Source organism: Acetobacter sp. AC2005, assembly GCF_037901235.1.
Classification (GTDB): Bacteria; Pseudomonadota; Alphaproteobacteria; order Acetobacterales; family Acetobacteraceae; genus Acetobacter; species Acetobacter oryzoeni.
In genome coordinates, this window is record NZ_CP149625.1 from 1,979,729 (window position 1) to 1,996,798 (window position 17,070).

Consider the following 17,070-nt stretch of genomic DNA (forward strand, 5'->3'; position numbering starts at 1 on the left):
CCAGTCAACGATTATTGCCATCTATTACATAAAAAATGCGCCGCCTCGTGAAAGGCGACGCATTTATAGAGTAAAGTGTAAAAAATTAACGGCGCAGGAAGGTCGGAATTTCCAGACCGGAATCTCCTTCACCAGAACGCAGGCCAGAACCCTGATCAGCTTGGCTGATGGTCGGGCGAGGCTGAGCGTTTGGTTCCTGCCGTGCTGCATCAGCAGCATTACGACGGAACGCGCCGGTTACACGGCCAAACAGGCTACGATGAGCAGGGGCTTCCTGCTGCTGAGGTGCTGCGGAAGGCTGGCGTGGTGTTTCTGTAAACAAGCCGGCGCGGGGGGATACAGCCGGGCGCAGTTGCTGGGGCTGGCTAGGCGCGGCAGCCGGAGCAGCCTGCACCGGCACCGTATGTGCAGGTGGTGCAGAAACATTATTGGCACCGGCAGGCTGAAAAACCTGAGCATGTTGCGGTGCAGCAGTAGCCTGTGCGGTAGGAGCAGCCTGCGTAGTTGTGGGCGGAACAGGAGTAGCTGCCGGCGCGGGTGCAGCGGCACCACCAACAGCAGCTTGCGGCTGTTCTGCCTGAGCTTCACCTTCAACAGCAACCAGATGCGGGCGATCTGCCGAATCGGAAGGCATATCAATGCCCGTGGCAACCACGGATACCCGGATACGGCCGCTCATCTTTTCATCAATAACAGTACCGAAGATCATGTTCGCATCTTCAGGCACTTCGCGGCAAACACGGTTAAACGCTTCTTCGGCTTCAAAGAAGGTCATGTCTTCACCACCGGTTACGTTCACCAGCAGGCCCTTTGCGGTAGACATGCAGGTGTCTTCCAGCAGCGGGTTGGAAATGGCAGCTTCGGCAGCTTCTACGGCGCGGTTCTCACCTTCGCCTTCACCTGTGCCCATCATGGCTTTGCCCATTTCAGCCATAACGCTGCGAATATCGGCAAAATCCAGGTTAACGTAACCGCGGTCCATCATCAGATCGGTTACGCCGCGCACGCCCATGTTGAGCACTTGGTCAGCCAGTTGATAGGCTTCGCGCAGGGTGGTGCGTTCGTTGGCAATACGGAAAAGGTTCTGGTTGGGAATAACAATCAGCGTATCAACATACTGCTGAAGTTCCTTGATACCTTCATCAGCAACGCGCCCGCGGCGTTTGCCTTCGTAAGCAAAAGGCTTACTGACAACGCCGATGGTCAGAATATTCCGCTCACGCGCCATGCGGGCAATAACAGGGGCTGCCCCTGTGCCCGTGCCACCACCCATGCCGGTGGTGATAAAAACCATGTGAGCGCCATCCAGATACCGGGCAATTTCATCTGCAGCTTCTTCTGCCGCCGCGCGGCCTACTTCTGGCTTTGCACCGGCACCCAAACCGTGGGTGAGATGTGGGCCAAGCTGGATTCGGCTATCTGCCAGACTTTTTTCAAGGCTCTGGGCATCTGTGTTGGCAACAACAAAATCAACACCCTGCAGGTTGGACGCAATCATGTTGTCAACTGCGTTCGTTCCCCCACCGCCAACACCAATGACTGTGATTTTTGGGGAAAAATCAGCATGTGTTTGGGGTGGAACGGTCAGGTTGAGTGTCATGTGTGTCTCCCGAACGGCTGCAGCTTACCGGTATATGCTTAGAGAAATAAGATTACGTTCAGATTACCAAGAATTTGTTAGCTAAATCAAACCCTCTCTCGAATAAAAGCGACGAGTTTTTGTAAAAAACCGGTAGGGGCTGCTTCCCGAAACTCTACGTCTCCAAAAGGACGTTCTGCGCTGGCTGCCCAACACAGCAACCCGGCAGCAGTTGCAAAGCCTGCGGCAGCGGCAGTATTTTCAGGCAAACCAACAATATGCTTGGGGCGGCCGAGGCGTACAGAGCGCGTAAAACCGGCCCCAGAAGGGCGTCCAGAACTTACCGGCATGCCAAGTATGCGCTCTGCCATGGGGCGAATGCCATCTAGCAGGGATGCACCACCCGTTAAAACAATGCGCCCACTGGCTGCAGTGCCAAGGCCGGCGCCATCCAGTTTTTCGCGCACCAGTTCCAGCGTTTCTTCCACGCGTGGGCGAATGATATGGCCAAGCTGTGCGCGAGAAACCTGCTCAAAGTGCGGCACATCGTTGCCCAGAAGTTCAACGGTGAGAACTTCGTCTTCTACATCGGATGCCAGATCGGCACTGCCGTAAAAGGTTTTTAAGCGTTCGGCATTTTCCAAAGAGGTGCTGAGCCCACGTGCAATATCACGCGTAACATGCAGCCCGCCCACACCAATTTGCGCGGTATGCAGGATTTGCCCTTCACCAAATACAGCCAGAGACGTCGTGCCACCGCCCATATCCACTACGGTGGTGCCGAGGTCTCGCTCATCTGCATCCAGCACGGAAAGGCCAGATGCAAGGGGGGAGGAAACCAAGGCTTCCATTTTCAGTTCCGCACGGCTGAGTACGGTTTCCAGATTCATCAGGGCTGTTGTGGCCGCATCTATAATATGTAGGCGTGCCTTCAGTGTTTCGCACAGATGCCCCCGCGGGTCTGAAACACCCTCTGTGTCATCCACGGTAAAATCTATGGGCAGGGTATGAATCACTTCACGCCCCTGAACGGTGGCCTGGATACGACCTTCCGTGACTACGCGCCGGATATCAGCTTCCGTAACCACGCGGCCACCAATCGGCCAGCGCACGTTAAACAGACGGCTGGCCGGGTGCCCGCATGAAAGGTTTACCACCACCTTGTCAATGGAGCGTTCAGCCATGGTTTCGGCTTGTGCAACGGTGGTCCGAATAGCTGCTTCTGCTTCCTGTAATTCCGTAATGGCGCCATTGCGCACACCGGCAGAACGCCGCCATCCGTAACCCACCACACGCAAATTGCCGTTAGGCTCACCTTTGCCAATCAGGCAGGTAATTTTGGTAGAACCAATATCCAGAACAGCCGTGTAGCCATTGCGCCATGTATGTGGCCGCTTGTTTTTCTCACTAGGTGGCAAGGGGAGGGAACTTTCCCCGCCACTCATCAGCAAGGAAGAGCCGCTTGCTGCTGTTGTGCGCTTTTTATGCAGCCGATCAGAAAGACTGAAGCCAGAGGAAGCGGGTGAACGCGTGGGGTCACTCATCTGGGTTTTCCTCCGGGTTATCTTTTTTTGCTTCTTTAGACGCAGGATGCACAGGATGCGAGGCCGGTTTGGGCGTGTCAGCCTTGTGCGGAGCAGGGGCTGAAGCATCTTGTGTGGTATTTCCTGCATCCGATGGAGGTGGAACTGCAGGCGGTTTTTCCTTGATGGTCAATCGGTCTGGCAGACGCATATCTATCAGCAGCACAGGCCGATCCAGCAGCCGTGTTGTGGTGTTGATTTTTGCCAGCCTGTGAATGGCTGGTGCTTCCTCGCCTTCAGGTAGCAGCACAGTTGCGCCATCGCGTAATGTCAGATTCCAGCGTCTGTCGCTTACACGCACAGCAGCCGTAACATGGGCTTTAACGTCTGGCTCTTGGGCTAGAATATCAATCAGGCTGGCTGCCGATGTGTTTGCGCCATCACCTACCACCAATGGCAATTTGGTAAAGGCTTCAGCATCCTTACCCGTCATGCCTTGGTCTGGCACGCGGTTGCCTTGCTTGTCTATCAGTTCAAAATGCCCTTGATGCTGCCACACAGCATAAGGCAGGCGCTCTGTAATATGTACGTCAATTTCGCCAGAGAGATGGCGTTCTATGGTGACGTGGTCAACAAACGGCAGGGTATCCAGCTTTTGCCGTGCATCGGAAACACTAAAGTCCAGCACGGGATCTCCAACTTCCACACCCAACGCATCACGAACGCTTTGCTCACTTGTGAGCTGTGCGCCATCAATATGAATGCTGGTGACGCGCAGGGTAGAGGTGCCCAGCAACTTATCCCGCAAAGGAGCCAACTGCTCCTGCACGGCAGGGATTTTCAGGCTGACATATCCGGCACCACCTAGTGCTGCAAGAAACAGCAGCCCGGCTATGGGGCGCAGCAGGCGTTTTTGCCGCCTGAGAAAAAGCCCGATGCGGGAGGGCCTGTTAGCAGGAGATGGAGGTGCTCTCATTGTCGGCAGGTAGCCTGCTCAACCAGCCACGCGCAAAGTTCTGGATAGCTGATACCACAATAGGCAGCCTGTTCGGGCAACAGGGATGTGGCTGTCATACCCGGCTGCGTGTTGACCTCTAGCAGAACAAGATGCGGCTGGTCCGGGTTGGTGTCATCCAACCGGAAATCAGAGCGCGATGCGCCAGAACAACCCAAAGCCTGATGCGCTTTTACGGCAACTTCCAATGCCAGCTTAGCACTGGCGGCATCAATTTGTGCAGGCAGAACATGGGCGGAACCGCCGACCTGATATTTGGAATCATAGTCGTAAAAATCATGCCCAGTGCCGGTAGGGGTGATATCCGTAATGGTAAGGGCACGATCACCCATTACCCCTACGGTAATTTCCCGGCCGGGAATAAAGGCTTCTACAAGAGCCTGCGGACCGTAAGTCCAGTTTTTAACAATATCAGCACGCGTGTTGGAGCCGGCACGTACAATGGAAACCCCAACGGATGAGCCTTCATTAAGCGGCTTCACCACATAAGGTGTGGGTAGGGGGTCTGCATTGGCAAGGGTGGCAATATCCACCACCATGCCTTCTGCCACGGGCAGCCCGGCTGTTTGGAAAATGGCACGGGCAGCGGCTTTATCCATGGCCGTAGCAGAGGCCCGAATGCCCGAATGGGTGTAGGGAATACCCATCCAGTCCAGAATGCCTTGAATACAGCCATCCTCACCAAAACGACCATGCAGGGCGTTAAACACCACATCCGGTTTTTGGGTGTTCAGTGTTTCAACCAATGCAGCCAAATCTGCTTGGGCATCCAGCGTGCAAACATCATACCCTTTGCTGCGCAGAGCTTCTGCTACACCTTGGCCGGATGAAAGGCTGACTACCCGTTCGGAAGACATGCCACCCATCAGCACGGTTACGCGTTTTGGTGCATTCATTGGGAAGATGCCTCCGTTTTACCTAGTCGCTTGATTTCCCAATGCAGGGAAACGCCGGAGTTCTGGGCAACACGTGTGCGCACGTCTTCCCCCAAACCTTCCAGATCAGCCGCAGTGGCATTGCCCAGATTGATAAGGAAATTGCAGTGTTTTTCGCTTACCTGTGCATCTCCGCGGCGCAGCCCGCGGCACCCTGCGGCGTCAATCAGTTCCCACGCTTTGCGCGAAGATGTTTCTGCATCCGGGTTGCGGAAAGTGGAGCCACCCGTGCGTGCGCGTACGGGTTGAGAAAGCTCACGCGCAGCGCGTACTTCTGCAATACGGTTGGCAACATCCTGTGGGTTTGCAGGTGTGCCACGTAAACGCGCACGAATAACAAATGCACCTTCCGGCAGGCCGGAACGACGATATCCAAACCGCAGGGCAGCATTATCCAGCCGGATTAGGCTGCCATCACGAGTAATAATCTCGGCCCAGTCCAGAACATTGGCAATGTCTGATCCATAAGCACCTGCGTTCATGCGCACGGCACCGCCGATAGAGCCGGGAATGCCAGCCAGAAATTCCAGCCCGGAAAGCCCGGCCTGTGCAGCATGCTCGGCCACTGTGGCATCCAGGCACGCACTGCCTGCTATAATGCCATCAGCTTCTACCGTAATGTCTGCAAAGCCACGGGCCATACGGACAACAACGCCTTCCAATCCACCATCACGGATGATGACGTTAGAGCAAGCCCCCAAAGCCGTTATGGGCAATTCGGGGGAGAGGCGTTGCAGAATACCAGCCAGATCTTCGGCATCAGCAGGTTGAAACAGCCATTCCGCTGCCCCACCAGCCCGAAACCATGTGCGCGGGCCAAGAGGTGCCTGTGGTGTCAGCCTTCCGCGCATATTGGCAAAGGCGTGCTTGACCATATCCTGCATGGAGGCCGGATTGTTCATGCCGCGTTGCCACCCTTATCTTCAGCCTGCAGGGCGGCAAGCTGTGCAGGCAGAGCCTGTGCCCAGTTGGTAATGGTGCCTGCACCAAGACACACAACGTAATCACCCGGCTTGGCAATGGCGTTGATCATTTCTGCCAGATGGTCCGGGCTGGAAAGTGGCACAACAGAGCGGTGGCCACGTTCACGCAGGCCTTCAATCAGCTTGTCACGGCTGGCATCGGGCAATGGGTCTTCACCCGCGGCATACACATCAGACACAATCACGGTATCTGCATCATTCATGCAGGCGCAGAAATCTGAGAACAGGATTTTCAGGCGCGAATAACGGTGCGGCTGCATAACGGCAATAACGTGGTTAGCACCAGCTTGTCGGGCTGCTTTGAGCACAGCTGCAATTTCAACGGGATGGTGGCCGTAATCATCAATCACCGTAATGCCACCGGCTTCCCCCGTGCGGGTAAAACGGCGTTTGACACCACGGAAGCTGGCCAGACCGGAACGAATAACATCATCGCTGATGTCCATTTCCGTTGCTACGGCAATGGCAGCCAGAGCGTTCTGCACGTTGTGAGAACCCAGCATGGGCAGGCGGAAGGGGCCAGCCTTGCGGGTGCGGCGGCTCACACGGTCTGTCAGCGTGACTTCAAACGTGGCGCCCAACTTGTCGGTAATCAGTTTTTCTGCGCGCACATCAGCCTGTGGGGAGAACCCATAGGTGACAATCCGGTGGTCAGACAGGCGAGGGATCATCTGCTGCACGGCTGGGTGATCAATACACAGCACGGCAAACCCGTAAAATGGCACGTTGGAAACAAACTGGTCGTAAGCAGCTTCCATGGCTTCGGGGGAGCCCCAGTGGTCCAGATGTTCCGGGTCCATGTTGGTGACAACGGAAATCACGGAAGGCAGGCGCAGGAAGGAGCCATCGCTCTCATCTGCTTCAACCACCATCCAATCCCCTTTACCCATGCGGGTATTGGTGCCGTAGGCTTCAATAATACCGCCGTTAATCACGGTTGGGTCCAGCTTGGCGGCTTCCAGCACCGCAGCCACAAGGCTGGTGGTGGTGGTTTTGCCATGTGTGCCGCCCACAGCAACAGACCAACGCAGGCGCATGAGTTCGGCCAGCATTTCTGCACGGCGCACAACCGGAATCAGTTTGGCGCGTGCGGCTACAACTTCCGGGTTATCGCGCTTCACGGCGGTGGAAATGACCACTACCTGTGCATCACCCAGATTTTCGGCCTTATGGCCAATGGTTACGGGAATACCCGCAGCCCGCAGGCGTTTTACATTAGCATTTTCTGCAATATCCGACCCTTGAACAGAATAGCCCAACAGGCACAGCACCTCCGCAATGCCGGACATGCCAATGCCGCCAATGCCGACAAAATGGATGGTTCCGATGGAAAGGGGGAGGGCTCTCATGCGCGTGTCTCCGTCTCGCTGGAGGTCGTCGGATGGGCGGGTGCAGGGGAAGGAGTGAAGCATTCTTCTACTATATCGGCCAGGCGGAGGGCTGCATCCGGGCGGGCAAGCGTGGCAGCGGCTTGGGCTGCCTGTGCCAGTTCATCCGGCGCGGTGAAAAGATCATTCAGGCGGCTGGCAAGAGCCGCAGAGGTGAAGTCTGGCTGGCGGATCATCCAGCCTGCTCCAGCATTTGTAATGGCGCGGGCGTTTTCTGTCTGCTCATCGCTGGCGGCAATGGGCAAAGGCACCAGAATGGACGGACGGCCCGCCGTTGTAATTTCTGCCACGGAAGATCCGCCAGCGCGGCCAATAACCAGATGGGCGGAGGCCAGAAGTTCGGGCACATCCTGCAGGAAGGATTCAACGCGTGCCTGCACACCCATTTCAGCATAGGTAGTACGCACGGCATCCAGATCATCCTGCCGCGCCTGTTGCGTAATACGGATACGCTGGCGCAAGCCCTCTGGCAGTTTGGCTATAGCCGCAGGCACAACCTGAGAGAAAATGCGCGCCCCCAGAGACCCACCCCATACCAGCAGATTGATATGATCAGTTGGTGGCACCCATCCTTCACCCGCAAGGGCGGCAATAGCGGGGCGCACGGGCATACCCGTAAACACGGTACGCGCACCAATGGGCAGTTTGGCAACAGAGGGGAAAGACGTGGCAATAACATCCGCAAAGCGGGAAAGCACCGCGTTGGCTTTGCCCAATACGGCATTGCCTTCATGAATAATCAGGGCAGGATGCTTACGGCCGATTAGCCGCGCACCTAGCAAAGGCGGTACGGAAGGATACCCCCCAAACCCTACAACAACATCAGGTTTGATCTGCTGGAGAATGGAACGTGCTTTCCATGCGCTTGCCAACAGGGTGAGGCCTGCACGAATGGCACGTATTGGCCCACGCCCGGCTACACCGGCCCCGCTGAGAACATATTGCGGGCCACGGGCAAATACGCCGCTTTCACGCTTGCCAGCGCGCCCATCTGTCATGAGCACAAGGTGATGGCCACGTTCTGCCAATGTGTCTGCCAGAGCTTCGGCCGGGAAGAAGTGTCCGCCAGTGCCGCCTGCGGCAATGACGATAGTACGTGAACTCATGCTGACCGCCATTGTCTGAGTGTGGTTACAAAACCATTGCCAGCAAGGGGGCGCCCCTGCTGTTGCCGTGTAAGAGCAAGCACCATGCCAATAGCCAATGCGACTGACATGGCAGAAGACCCACCATAGGAAATGAATGGCAGTGTCATGCCCTTGGTGGGGATAAGATGCAAGGAAGAAGCCATGTTCACAAATGCTTGCAGGCCAAAGCCTGTAACCAAGCCAGATGTGGCAATAACAACAAACGGATCATCTTCACGGATCAGACGGAGCAGGGTGCGCACCACAATGACGCCAAATACGCAGATGATGAGCATGCACACCACCATCCCATATTCTTCTCCCGCCACGGCAAATACAAAGTCTGCATGTGCGTCTGGCAGCAGATCTTTCACGCGGCCTTCACCGGGGCCGCGCCCCAGTAGGCCGCCATTACCAAAGGCACGCAGGGCGGTATCAATCTGGTAATGATCCCCCACGCCGGGGTGCATAAAGCGTTCAACGCGCGAACGTACATGCGGGAAGATAAAGAACGCGGCAATACCCGCGGCAATCATGCCGCCAAAGCCCAATGCAACCAGTATAAGATTGAGGCCATCTACAAAGAGCTGCACCAGAAACACGGCGGTAATAACCGTAAGCATGCCAATATCTGGCTGAGATTTCAGCAAAAGCACAATCAGCCCATACAGGGCAAAGGCAATCAGCATACCGGGGAAGTAGCGTGAAACGCGGCGCTGTGTCAGCAACCACCCCGTAACAACTGCAAAGCAGGGCTTCAAAAACTCAGATGGCTGGAGAGACATCATGGGCAGGGCAATCCAGCGCCGTGCCCCTTTGATTTCTATGCCATGCACAAGGGTAAGCGCTGTAGCCCCCAGCATCAGCACCCCGCCTATCATGGAAAGGCGTAGAACAGCCTTGCGGGAAAGCATGGAAATGCCCACCACAATAACACCCGCAATGCCCAGAAACAGCACCTGTTTGAAAATGAACATATTGCGCGATGCGCCAATACGCACAGCCACAGCAGGGCTGGCGGCCAGCATAAGGATGTAGCCAAAACCAATAAGGATAAAGGTGCAGATCAGAGTTGTCCGGTCTACATTCCGCCACCAGCGGCCAAACGGGGAATCATCGGTGCGGGAAGAACCGGCCATCAGTCTCTCACTGCTCTGTCATGCCCGCATGCCGGGCGCAAACCTCATCCGCCAGTTCCTGAAAGCGCAGGCCACGTGCCTCAAACCCAGAAAACTGATCAAAGCTGGCGCAGGCGGGTGAAAGCAGCACAACAGGCGTATGCGTACGGTGTGCTTCCGTATAAGCCGCAGGCACGGCGTTTTCTAGTGTTTCTGCCATTGTAAAAGGCACGTTGTGTTCTTTTAGTGTTTGGGCAAGCAGCGGTGCATCCCGCCCAATCAGGAATGTATGTGCAATATGCGGGAAATAGGGCGCAAGAGAGGCAATGCCGCCTTCTTTTGCCGTGCCGCCTGCAATCCACACCAGTTTTTCATAACATCCCAAAGCGCGAGAGGCTGCATCTGCATTTGTGGCTTTGCTGTCATCCACAAAATCCACCCCGTTGCAGGAGGCTACAAGCTTTTGCCGATGCGGCAGACCGGGAAAGGAGGCCACAGCCTGTGCAATGGTTGCATCTGGCACAGCCAGAAAACGCGCGATAGCAATAGCGGCGGCAGTATTTTCCGCATTGTGGGTACCGAGAAGGCTAGGCCCGGTTTGCGCTATGCGTGTGCTGTGGTGCCATATGGCACCATCTTTGCCGTAGTAAGAACAGGCAGGGTTGGTGCCGGAAATGGTTTCACATTTGGCAGGGCCGTGTTCCAGTTCTGCGGCAATGGCGCGGCACCACTTATCATCCACGCCAATAACGGCCAGATCCGTGTCTGTTTGGCCGGTGATCACACGTTTTTTAGCTTGGGCGTAGCCATCCATCCCTGCATGACGGTCCAGATGATCTGGTGTCAGGTTCAGCAAACATGCGGCATCAAAGCGTAGGGTATCCAGCCGTTCCAGCATGTAGGATGACATTTCCAGCACATATACGCCGTTATCTGGTAGCAAAGGCAGGGCCAGAGCAGCTGGCCCAAGGTTGCCACCAGCAGCTACGGGCAGTTTGGCTTCTGCCAGAATATGGGCCAGCAAAGTGGTGGTGGTGGATTTGCCGTTGGTGCCTGTAATACCAACAAAACGGGCCTTGCTGCCAGATTGACGCACAGCCCGATAAAGCACTTCCGCATCGGAAAGAATGGGAAGACCTGCGGCCTTGGCCATAAGGGCTATAGGGTGCGGCTTGGGTAAAACGTGCGGAATACCGGGTGAAAGAATAAGCGCTTCAAACCCATTCAGGCTTTCAAACGGCTTGCACGTAATACGTGCGGCAACATCAGGGGCAAGGGTGGAAAGTGCATCTGCCAGCCCTTTGCGTCCGCCCTCACCATCATCCCATACCTGTACGGTGGCACCTGTGCTCGCCAGCATAAGCACGGCTGGCAGGCCATTTTTGCCAAGGCCGAAAACAGCAAAGCGCTGCCCGGAAAACAGGGAGGGTGAAAAGCCGTTCATCTTAGTTTCAGCGTGGCCAGACCACACAGCCCCAGAACAATGGAAACAATCCAGAACCGGATGACAATCTTGGGTTCTGCCCACCCTTTTTTCTCAAAATGGTGGTGGAACGGGGCCATAAGAAACACACGCCGGCCAGTGCGTTTATACCAGAACACCTGAATAACCACAGAAAGTGTTTCTGCCACAAACAGGCCGCCTACAATGCACAGCACCAGTTCATGCTTGATGGCAACGGCCAGAGAACCCAGCGCCCCACCAAGGGAGAGAGAGCCCGTATCCCCCATAAATACCGAGGCCGGAGGGGCGTTAAACCACAAAAACCCAAGGCCAGCGCCAACAAGGGCAGCGCAAAATACGGCAAGTTCCCCTGTGCCGGGCACGGCGTGTATTTGCAGGTAATCTGCAAAAACGTGGTTGCCAACCAGGTAGGAAAGAATGGCAAACACCAAAGAAGCCACAATAACAGGCCCGATAGCCAGACCATCCAGCCCATCTGTAAAGTTAACCGCATTGCCAAAGCCGGTAATCACAATCATGGCAAATACGGGGTACAGAATACCCAGTGGCAGCAGAAGGTCTTTTACAAACGGAAAAGCCAGATGGTTTGCCAGTTCTGGCGGCATGAGAGATTGCAGCCACCACCCGCACAGAAGTGAGATACCAAACTCGCCACCAAGTCTGGCACGTTTGGAAAGGCCATCCGTGTTGCGGCGTGCCAGTTTGCGGTAATCATCTGCAAACCCAATGGCGCCAAAACCCAGAGTGGTGAGCATAACAGCCCACACAAAGCCGTTTTCCAGATCTCCCCAGATCAGCATGGAGATCACCAGAGAAATCAAGATCAACACACCGCCCATTGTTGGTGTGCCGGTTTTTTCCAGAATATGGCGTTCAGGGCCAACGGCGCGAATAGGCTGGCCTTCCCGCTGGATACGGCGCAGCGTTCTGATAAGCGGGCGGCCCAGAAGCAGGCTGATGCCCAAGGCTGTCATACACGCACAGCCCGCGCGAAACGTGATGTAACGCAGCAGGTTCAGGATTGTGATGTGTCCATCATGCGCGGCGTGAGAAATCAGCATATACAGCATTAGGCACACTCCACTGCCGGAAGTGCGTTGAGTGCTGCAATAACGTCCCGCATGCGGCTTCCTAAACTACCCTTCACCAATACGGCATCCCCCTTGCGCAAAGCCGCGCAGACATGAGGAGCAAGTAAGGCAGCACTTTCTGCCCATGCGCCCTGTTTGGAGGGCGGAAGGGCATCAAAAAGGGTTTTCATGTAGGATCCGCAGCAAAAAACGAGGTCAGCAGCACTAGCAGCAGGAGCAGCAAGTGCCTGATGTTCGGAAATGGAAAATTCACCCAACTCACGCATATCGCCCAGAACGGCGATACGGCGTGTGGCGGGGATATGGCGCAGAACATCCAATGCAGCCCGGATGGAAGCCGCCGAAGCATTATAGCTTTCATCCAGCAGTGTAATGGCCCCACCGGCAATTTGGATGAGGGCACCACGGCCCTTACCGGGGCGGAATTCTGCCAGTGCATCCGCAGCCTTGGCAACATCTGCGCCAAGTGCAGCACAGGCTGCCAATGCAGCAACGGCATTGCGTGCCAAATGCGTGCCGGGTGCTGGAAGATGGACGTTGAACGTTTTGCCCTGAATGGAAACATCAAAGCGCGAACCGTCAGCACCAGTATGCAAATGGGCCAGATGTGCCGTGCTATGAGGGTTCACACCACAAGGCCACAAAACAGCCTGCGCTTTTTCTGCCGCTGCAGTAAAAAACTGCGTGCCGTGCGCATCGTCCGGCACAATGGCAATGCCGCCTTTGGGCAGAGCTGTAATGATGGAAGCTTTTTCTTTTGCAATAGCGTCCAAGCTGCCCATATGGCCCAAATGTGCCGAACCAATAGTGGTAATAACGGCCACATCAGGCTGCACCATTTTGGCAAGCGGAAGAATTTCCCCCGGATGGTTCATGCCAATTTCACTGATACAGAAAGCAGCTTCTCGCGGTAGGCGTGCAAGCGTGAGTGGCACACCCCAATGGTTGTTGTAGGAAGCCTCTGCCGCATGTGTCAGGCCAGAAGGAGCCAAGCAAAGGCGCAGCATTTCCTTGGTGGTGGTTTTGCCCACACTGCCGGTTACGGCAACAACTTTACCCTTAAAACGCGCCCGTGCGGCCTGCGCCAGCTTTTGAAGGCCCTGCATGGTATCTGCCACCAGCAGAATACGCGGGTCTGTGAACCCTTCGGCTGAATGCGCCAAAACGGCTGCAGCACCTTTTTCGAGCGCTGTGGCAATATGTGCATGCCCATCACTGTTATCGCCTTTTAGGGCAATAAACAGGTCTCCGGGGGCAAGGGTGCGCGTATCAATGGAAATACCGGTAACAGAAACAGAGGTATGCCCTAAAAACGTTCCACCCGTTGCGGTTTCCAGTTCGTCCCGCGTCCACAATAGGCTCATGGATGGCCCGCCAGTGTGCGCAACACCGCGGCATCATCAAACGGTAAAATGGTATTGCCTATAATCTGTCCCTGTTCATGGCCTTTGCCGGCCACAACCAGTACATCGTCTGCTTTAAGCATGGAAAGAGCTTCTGCTATTGCTTGTTTTCTATCTGCAATTTCCAGCGCCTGCGGGGCACCGGCTTTTATTTCTGCACGAATAGATGCGGGATTTTCTGTGCGTGGGTTGTCATCCGTAATAATGGCAATATCTGCACCTTTAATGGCTTCCTGACCCATAAGAGGGCGCTTGCCACTATCACGATCACCTCCGGCACCCAGAACAACAACCAACTTGCCGCGTGCGTGGGGGCGCAAAGATGCCAGCAGCCGTGCCAGCGCATCTGGAGTGTGGGCGTAATCTACATACGCGCAGGCTCCATTTGGCAGAACGGTTGCACGTTCCAGCCGGCCCCGAACCCCTTTAAGCTGCGGCAAAAGGGGCAGAATACGTGCAATCTCGGCATCATCCTGCGCAGCAAGAGCTACAGCCAGCAATACGTTATCTGCCTGAAAGCGCCCCGGAATAGGGAGGAGAACCGTGCTGGTATGGCCATTGTGCTCAATGGTCAGTTCCTGCCCGGCAGGAAGGGCATTGTGTGCCACAAGGCGTAATGTTGTGCCCTGTTCACCAACCAGCCTTAGTCGCAGGTTCCGGCGGTCTGCAATAGTACGGATAGCTTGGAGCGTTTGTGCATCCATATCGGCATTGGCAGCGGCAATGGCATGTTCTGGCAGAAGGGTATCAAACAGCTTCAGTTTGGCTGTGCGATAGGCTTCTATGGTCAGATGATAATCCAGATGGTCCCGCGTCAGATTGGTAAAGCCGGCCGCAGCAAGCCGGAGGCCATCTAACCGCCCCTGTTCCAACCCGTGGGATGAGGCTTCCAGCGCAACATGGTTAAACCCGGCTTGGGTAAGTGCTGCCAGCCCATTGGCAAGGGCAACCGGGTCTGGCGTTGTAAGCGCGGGAAATGAAATGGAAGTATTTTCCGCCCCAGTCAGGCCAAGTGTGCCAATGGCAGCAGCTTTAAACCCCTGTAGTGCCCAGATCTGGCGAATAAAATCCGCAGTGCTGGTTTTGCCATTTGTGCCGGTAATAGCCACCAGATGCTGTGGCTGAGGCCCTGCCAGAGCAGCGGCCATAAGTGCCAGAGCATGGCGCGGGTTGGGCGTCAGAATAAGCGGGCAGGCGGACACACCTGTTGGCCACTGTGTATCTGCAGGTGCCAAAATTGCTGCCGCACCATTTTGCACGGCTGTTGCAATAAAGGTTCGGCCATCGGTTTTAACGCCCGGCAAAGCAGCAAAAATTGTGCCCGGTTTTACCTGTCGGCTATCCGCTGTAATGGCAGAAATCTCAGGGTTTTCAGGTAAGGCTGGAAGCCCTGCAGCCGCAAGAAGGGTGGAGAGGGAAAGGCTCATTCGTCCATAACCTCCGCAGCCGCTTTTTTGCGTTCAGCCATGGCGCGTTTAAGTGCTTCTTTTTCAGCCTTATGTTCAGCTTCGGCTTTGCGCGGGTCTCCCGGATCATTCCCCGGACCAAGTGGCCTTACGCCACGTGGCACCGCAGGATGCATGGGTAGAGCCATTTGCGCATCAATCTGCTCAGCATGCTCTGTATCGGGGAAAATCTGGAGCATGGGTCCAATGCGTGAAACAATTTTGGAAACAGTGGGTGCCGCGTTCCAGCCTGCTGTTGTCCAGCCATGGGTTTGCGGAGTAGGTTTGGGGCTATCCAGCATGACATACACGGCATAATGCGGTGCATTCATGGGGAAGATCCCTGTAAACGCCGAAATGTTCACGTGCTTCAGGTAGCCACCATGTGGGCCAATCTTTTCTGCCGTGCCGGTTTTACCGCCCACAAAATATCCCGGAGATTCTGCAGTACGCCCTGTGCCGTGGGTAACATCCAACCGCAGAAGGCGGCGTAGAAGGCTGGATACTTTTTCAGAAAGAATGCGTGGGCCAGCAGGCGTAACAGGAGCATCCACCGCGCTACTTGGGGTATCATCTTCCACGCTTTGTTCAAGCGCGGCGTTCTGGATGCCGCTGGCAAATTGCGGGCTTATGCCCGGCGCGCTGGTTGTAGCATTGGCTGGGTCTTCCTTGTCCAGCAAGGTAGGCGTTACCAGAATGCCACCATTAACCGTGGCCGCAGTGCCACGCACAATGGCCAATGGAGGTTCAGCTACACCATGCCCGAACCCGACTGTCATGACCGTGGCAATGCCCCACTGATGCGGCACCAAGGGGCGTGCAGCTTCTGGCAGTTCAACCGGGACGGGGGAGAAAAAACCCATCGAACGCAGCCATTCGGACTGCTTTTTACCGCCAACATCCAACGCAATATGTGCCGCAGCCGGGTTGGAAGAATAAGCCATCACTTCGGGCAGTGTCAGCCACGGAGAAAAATGGTCACTCTTCATATCGCGGATGGTAAAGCGACCGATATGCAATGGTACGGATGAAAACCGGTCCCAAATATGGATAGTGCCCGTTTCCAGCCCCATGGCGGTTGTTTGTAGCTTAAAGGTGGAACCGGGCTCATACAAGCCGGTTACGGCACGGTTAAATCGTTCATCATTGGTGGCATGGGCAAAATTATTGGCATCAAAGTCAGGCAGGCTGACCATGGCAATAATTTCACCTGTACGCACATCCATCACAATGCCGCAGGCCCCAATGGCCTGAAAGGTTTGCATGGCATTTGCCACTTCTTCACGCACAGCAGACTGAACACGAATATCCAAAGACAGATGAAGGGGGCGACGATCAGAAAGCAGGCGCTTATCGAAGTATTTTTCAATCCCGGCCACGCCGTGATCATCAATATCAACAGTACCCATAATCTGGGCGGCCATGCGGCCTAGCGGATAATGCCGTCTTTCGCCCGGTTCAAAATAAATACCCGGAATGCCAAGGTTATTGATGGCCAGTTCCTGCTGGGGCGAAATATTGCGTGCAATGTAAACAAACTGTTTGGGGCGGGAAAGGCGATCAGCGGTTTCCTGCTCATCCAGATCCTTCAGGATGGATTTGAGTTTGTGTGCAACATCCTTGGGGTCAATCAACTCTTGCGGGTTGGCATACACCTGCGCAACAGGCAGGGAGAGCGCCAAGGTCTGCCCATTGCGATCTACGATAGAAGCGCGATGCACCTGCGGTAGCGAGAAATCCCCAGCAAGGCTGCCCCTGGGGTCAATTTTAGGAATTTCAGGAACCTGCGGTGCAATCTGCCGCTTTTCCGGCGCCATGGGGTGAATAACTGTTGCGATACTCAGCTTGATAGCGACAACAGCAAAAATCAGGCAAAAACCGCCAGCAACACCCAAAAGCCTTACATGCATTTGGTCCCGATGTGCGCGGGCGCGCAGATCGTCCCCCGTAACACCTACTGTGCGCGTTGGGTCGGGGTCATTGGGGGAGACAGACATG

The 17,070-nt window shown here is 55.4% G+C and carries 13 protein-coding genes; all 13 read right to left on the reverse strand.

The annotated features are described in order from the left end of the window. Positions 1–85: 85 nt before the first annotated feature. A complete protein-coding gene (ftsZ, locus tag QQM41_RS09475; protein ID WP_339076975.1) occupies positions 86–1,600 on the reverse strand; it encodes a cell division protein FtsZ in 1,515 nt (504 codons plus the stop codon). An 86-nt stretch (positions 1,601–1,686) separates the two neighbouring features. Then, positions 1,687–3,123, reverse strand: a complete 1,437-nt coding sequence (gene ftsA / locus QQM41_RS09480; RefSeq protein ID WP_050818302.1) for a cell division protein FtsA — start codon at positions 3,121–3,123, stop codon at positions 1,687–1,689. Then, a complete protein-coding gene (locus QQM41_RS09485) occupies positions 3,116–4,078 on the reverse strand; it encodes a cell division protein FtsQ/DivIB (RefSeq protein WP_339076976.1) in 963 nt (320 codons plus the stop codon). Before QQM41_RS09485 ends, ftsA begins: the two co-directional genes overlap by 8 nt. After that, the gene (locus tag QQM41_RS09490) at positions 4,075–5,013 is read right to left on the reverse strand and encodes a D-alanine--D-alanine ligase (protein ID WP_339076977.1); all 939 of its coding nucleotides are present in this window, start codon (positions 5,011–5,013) and stop codon (positions 4,075–4,077) included. The genes QQM41_RS09485 and QQM41_RS09490 overlap by 4 nt, the downstream gene beginning before the upstream one ends. After that, positions 5,010–5,954, reverse strand: coding sequence for a UDP-N-acetylmuramate dehydrogenase (murB, locus tag QQM41_RS09495; RefSeq protein ID WP_339076978.1), 945 nt, complete (start codon positions 5,952–5,954; stop codon positions 5,010–5,012). Before murB ends, QQM41_RS09490 begins: the two co-directional genes overlap by 4 nt. After that, entirely contained in the window at positions 5,951–7,384 is a 1,434-nt protein-coding gene (murC, locus tag QQM41_RS09500) for a UDP-N-acetylmuramate--L-alanine ligase (protein WP_003623074.1), read from the reverse strand. Before murC ends, murB begins: the two co-directional genes overlap by 4 nt. Then, a complete protein-coding gene (murG, locus tag QQM41_RS09505) occupies positions 7,381–8,529 on the reverse strand; it encodes an undecaprenyldiphospho-muramoylpentapeptide beta-N-acetylglucosaminyltransferase (protein ID WP_339076979.1) in 1,149 nt (382 codons plus the stop codon). Before murG ends, murC begins: the two co-directional genes overlap by 4 nt. Further along, positions 8,526–9,689 carry an FtsW/RodA/SpoVE family cell cycle protein gene (locus QQM41_RS09510; RefSeq protein ID WP_050818296.1) on the reverse strand — a complete coding sequence of 388 codons (1,164 nt, stop codon included), beginning with the start codon at positions 9,687–9,689 and terminating at the stop codon, positions 8,526–8,528. The genes murG and QQM41_RS09510 overlap by 4 nt, the downstream gene beginning before the upstream one ends. A gap of 7 nt (positions 9,690–9,696) precedes the next feature. Then, positions 9,697–11,112 (reverse strand): UDP-N-acetylmuramoyl-L-alanine--D-glutamate ligase, encoded by a 1,416-nt coding sequence (murD, locus tag QQM41_RS09515; protein ID WP_339076980.1) that lies wholly within the window; start codon positions 11,110–11,112, stop codon positions 9,697–9,699. After that, on the reverse strand, positions 11,109–12,203 hold the full coding sequence (gene mraY / locus QQM41_RS09520) for a phospho-N-acetylmuramoyl-pentapeptide-transferase (RefSeq protein WP_050818294.1): 1,095 nt from the start codon (positions 12,201–12,203) through the stop codon (positions 11,109–11,111). Before mraY ends, murD begins: the two co-directional genes overlap by 4 nt. After that, positions 12,203–13,588, reverse strand: a complete 1,386-nt coding sequence (murF, locus tag QQM41_RS09525) for a UDP-N-acetylmuramoyl-tripeptide--D-alanyl-D-alanine ligase (protein WP_339076981.1) — start codon at positions 13,586–13,588, stop codon at positions 12,203–12,205. The genes mraY and murF overlap by 1 nt, the downstream gene beginning before the upstream one ends. Beyond that, positions 13,585–15,054: a UDP-N-acetylmuramoyl-L-alanyl-D-glutamate--2,6-diaminopimelate ligase gene (locus tag QQM41_RS09530; RefSeq protein WP_339076982.1), complete on the reverse strand. Its 1,470-nt coding sequence runs from the start codon at positions 15,052–15,054 to the stop codon at positions 13,585–13,587. Before QQM41_RS09530 ends, murF begins: the two co-directional genes overlap by 4 nt. After that, positions 15,051–17,069: a penicillin-binding protein 2 gene (locus QQM41_RS09535; RefSeq protein ID WP_050818291.1), complete on the reverse strand. Its 2,019-nt coding sequence runs from the start codon at positions 17,067–17,069 to the stop codon at positions 15,051–15,053. Before QQM41_RS09535 ends, QQM41_RS09530 begins: the two co-directional genes overlap by 4 nt. Position 17,070 lies beyond the last annotated feature (1 nt).

Coding starts and splice junctions, on each gene's coding strand:
- ftsZ (WP_339076975.1), bottom strand. CDS start 1,600: ATGACACTCAACCTGACCGTTCCACCCCAAACACATGCTGATTTTTCC.
- ftsA (WP_050818302.1), bottom strand. CDS start 3,123: ATGAGTGACCCCACGCGTTCACCCGCTTCCTCTGGCTTCAGTCTTTCT.
- QQM41_RS09485 (WP_339076976.1), bottom strand. CDS start 4,078: ATGAGAGCACCTCCATCTCCTGCTAACAGGCCCTCCCGCATCGGGCTT.
- QQM41_RS09490 (WP_339076977.1), bottom strand. CDS start 5,013: ATGAATGCACCAAAACGCGTAACCGTGCTGATGGGTGGCATGTCTTCC.
- murB (WP_339076978.1), bottom strand. CDS start 5,954: ATGAACAATCCGGCCTCCATGCAGGATATGGTCAAGCACGCCTTTGCC.
- murC (WP_003623074.1), bottom strand. CDS start 7,384: ATGAGAGCCCTCCCCCTTTCCATCGGAACCATCCATTTTGTCGGCATT.
- murG (WP_339076979.1), bottom strand. CDS start 8,529: ATGAGTTCACGTACTATCGTCATTGCCGCAGGCGGCACTGGCGGACAC.
- QQM41_RS09510 (WP_050818296.1), bottom strand. CDS start 9,689: ATGGCCGGTTCTTCCCGCACCGATGATTCCCCGTTTGGCCGCTGGTGG.
- murD (WP_339076980.1), bottom strand. CDS start 11,112: ATGAACGGCTTTTCACCCTCCCTGTTTTCCGGGCAGCGCTTTGCTGTT.
- mraY (WP_050818294.1), bottom strand. CDS start 12,203: ATGCTGTATATGCTGATTTCTCACGCCGCGCATGATGGACACATCACA.
- murF (WP_339076981.1), bottom strand. CDS start 13,588: ATGAGCCTATTGTGGACGCGGGACGAACTGGAAACCGCAACGGGTGGA.
- QQM41_RS09530 (WP_339076982.1), bottom strand. CDS start 15,054: ATGAGCCTTTCCCTCTCCACCCTTCTTGCGGCTGCAGGGCTTCCAGCC.
- QQM41_RS09535 (WP_050818291.1), bottom strand. CDS start 17,069: ATGTCTGTCTCCCCCAATGACCCCGACCCAACGCGCACAGTAGGTGTT.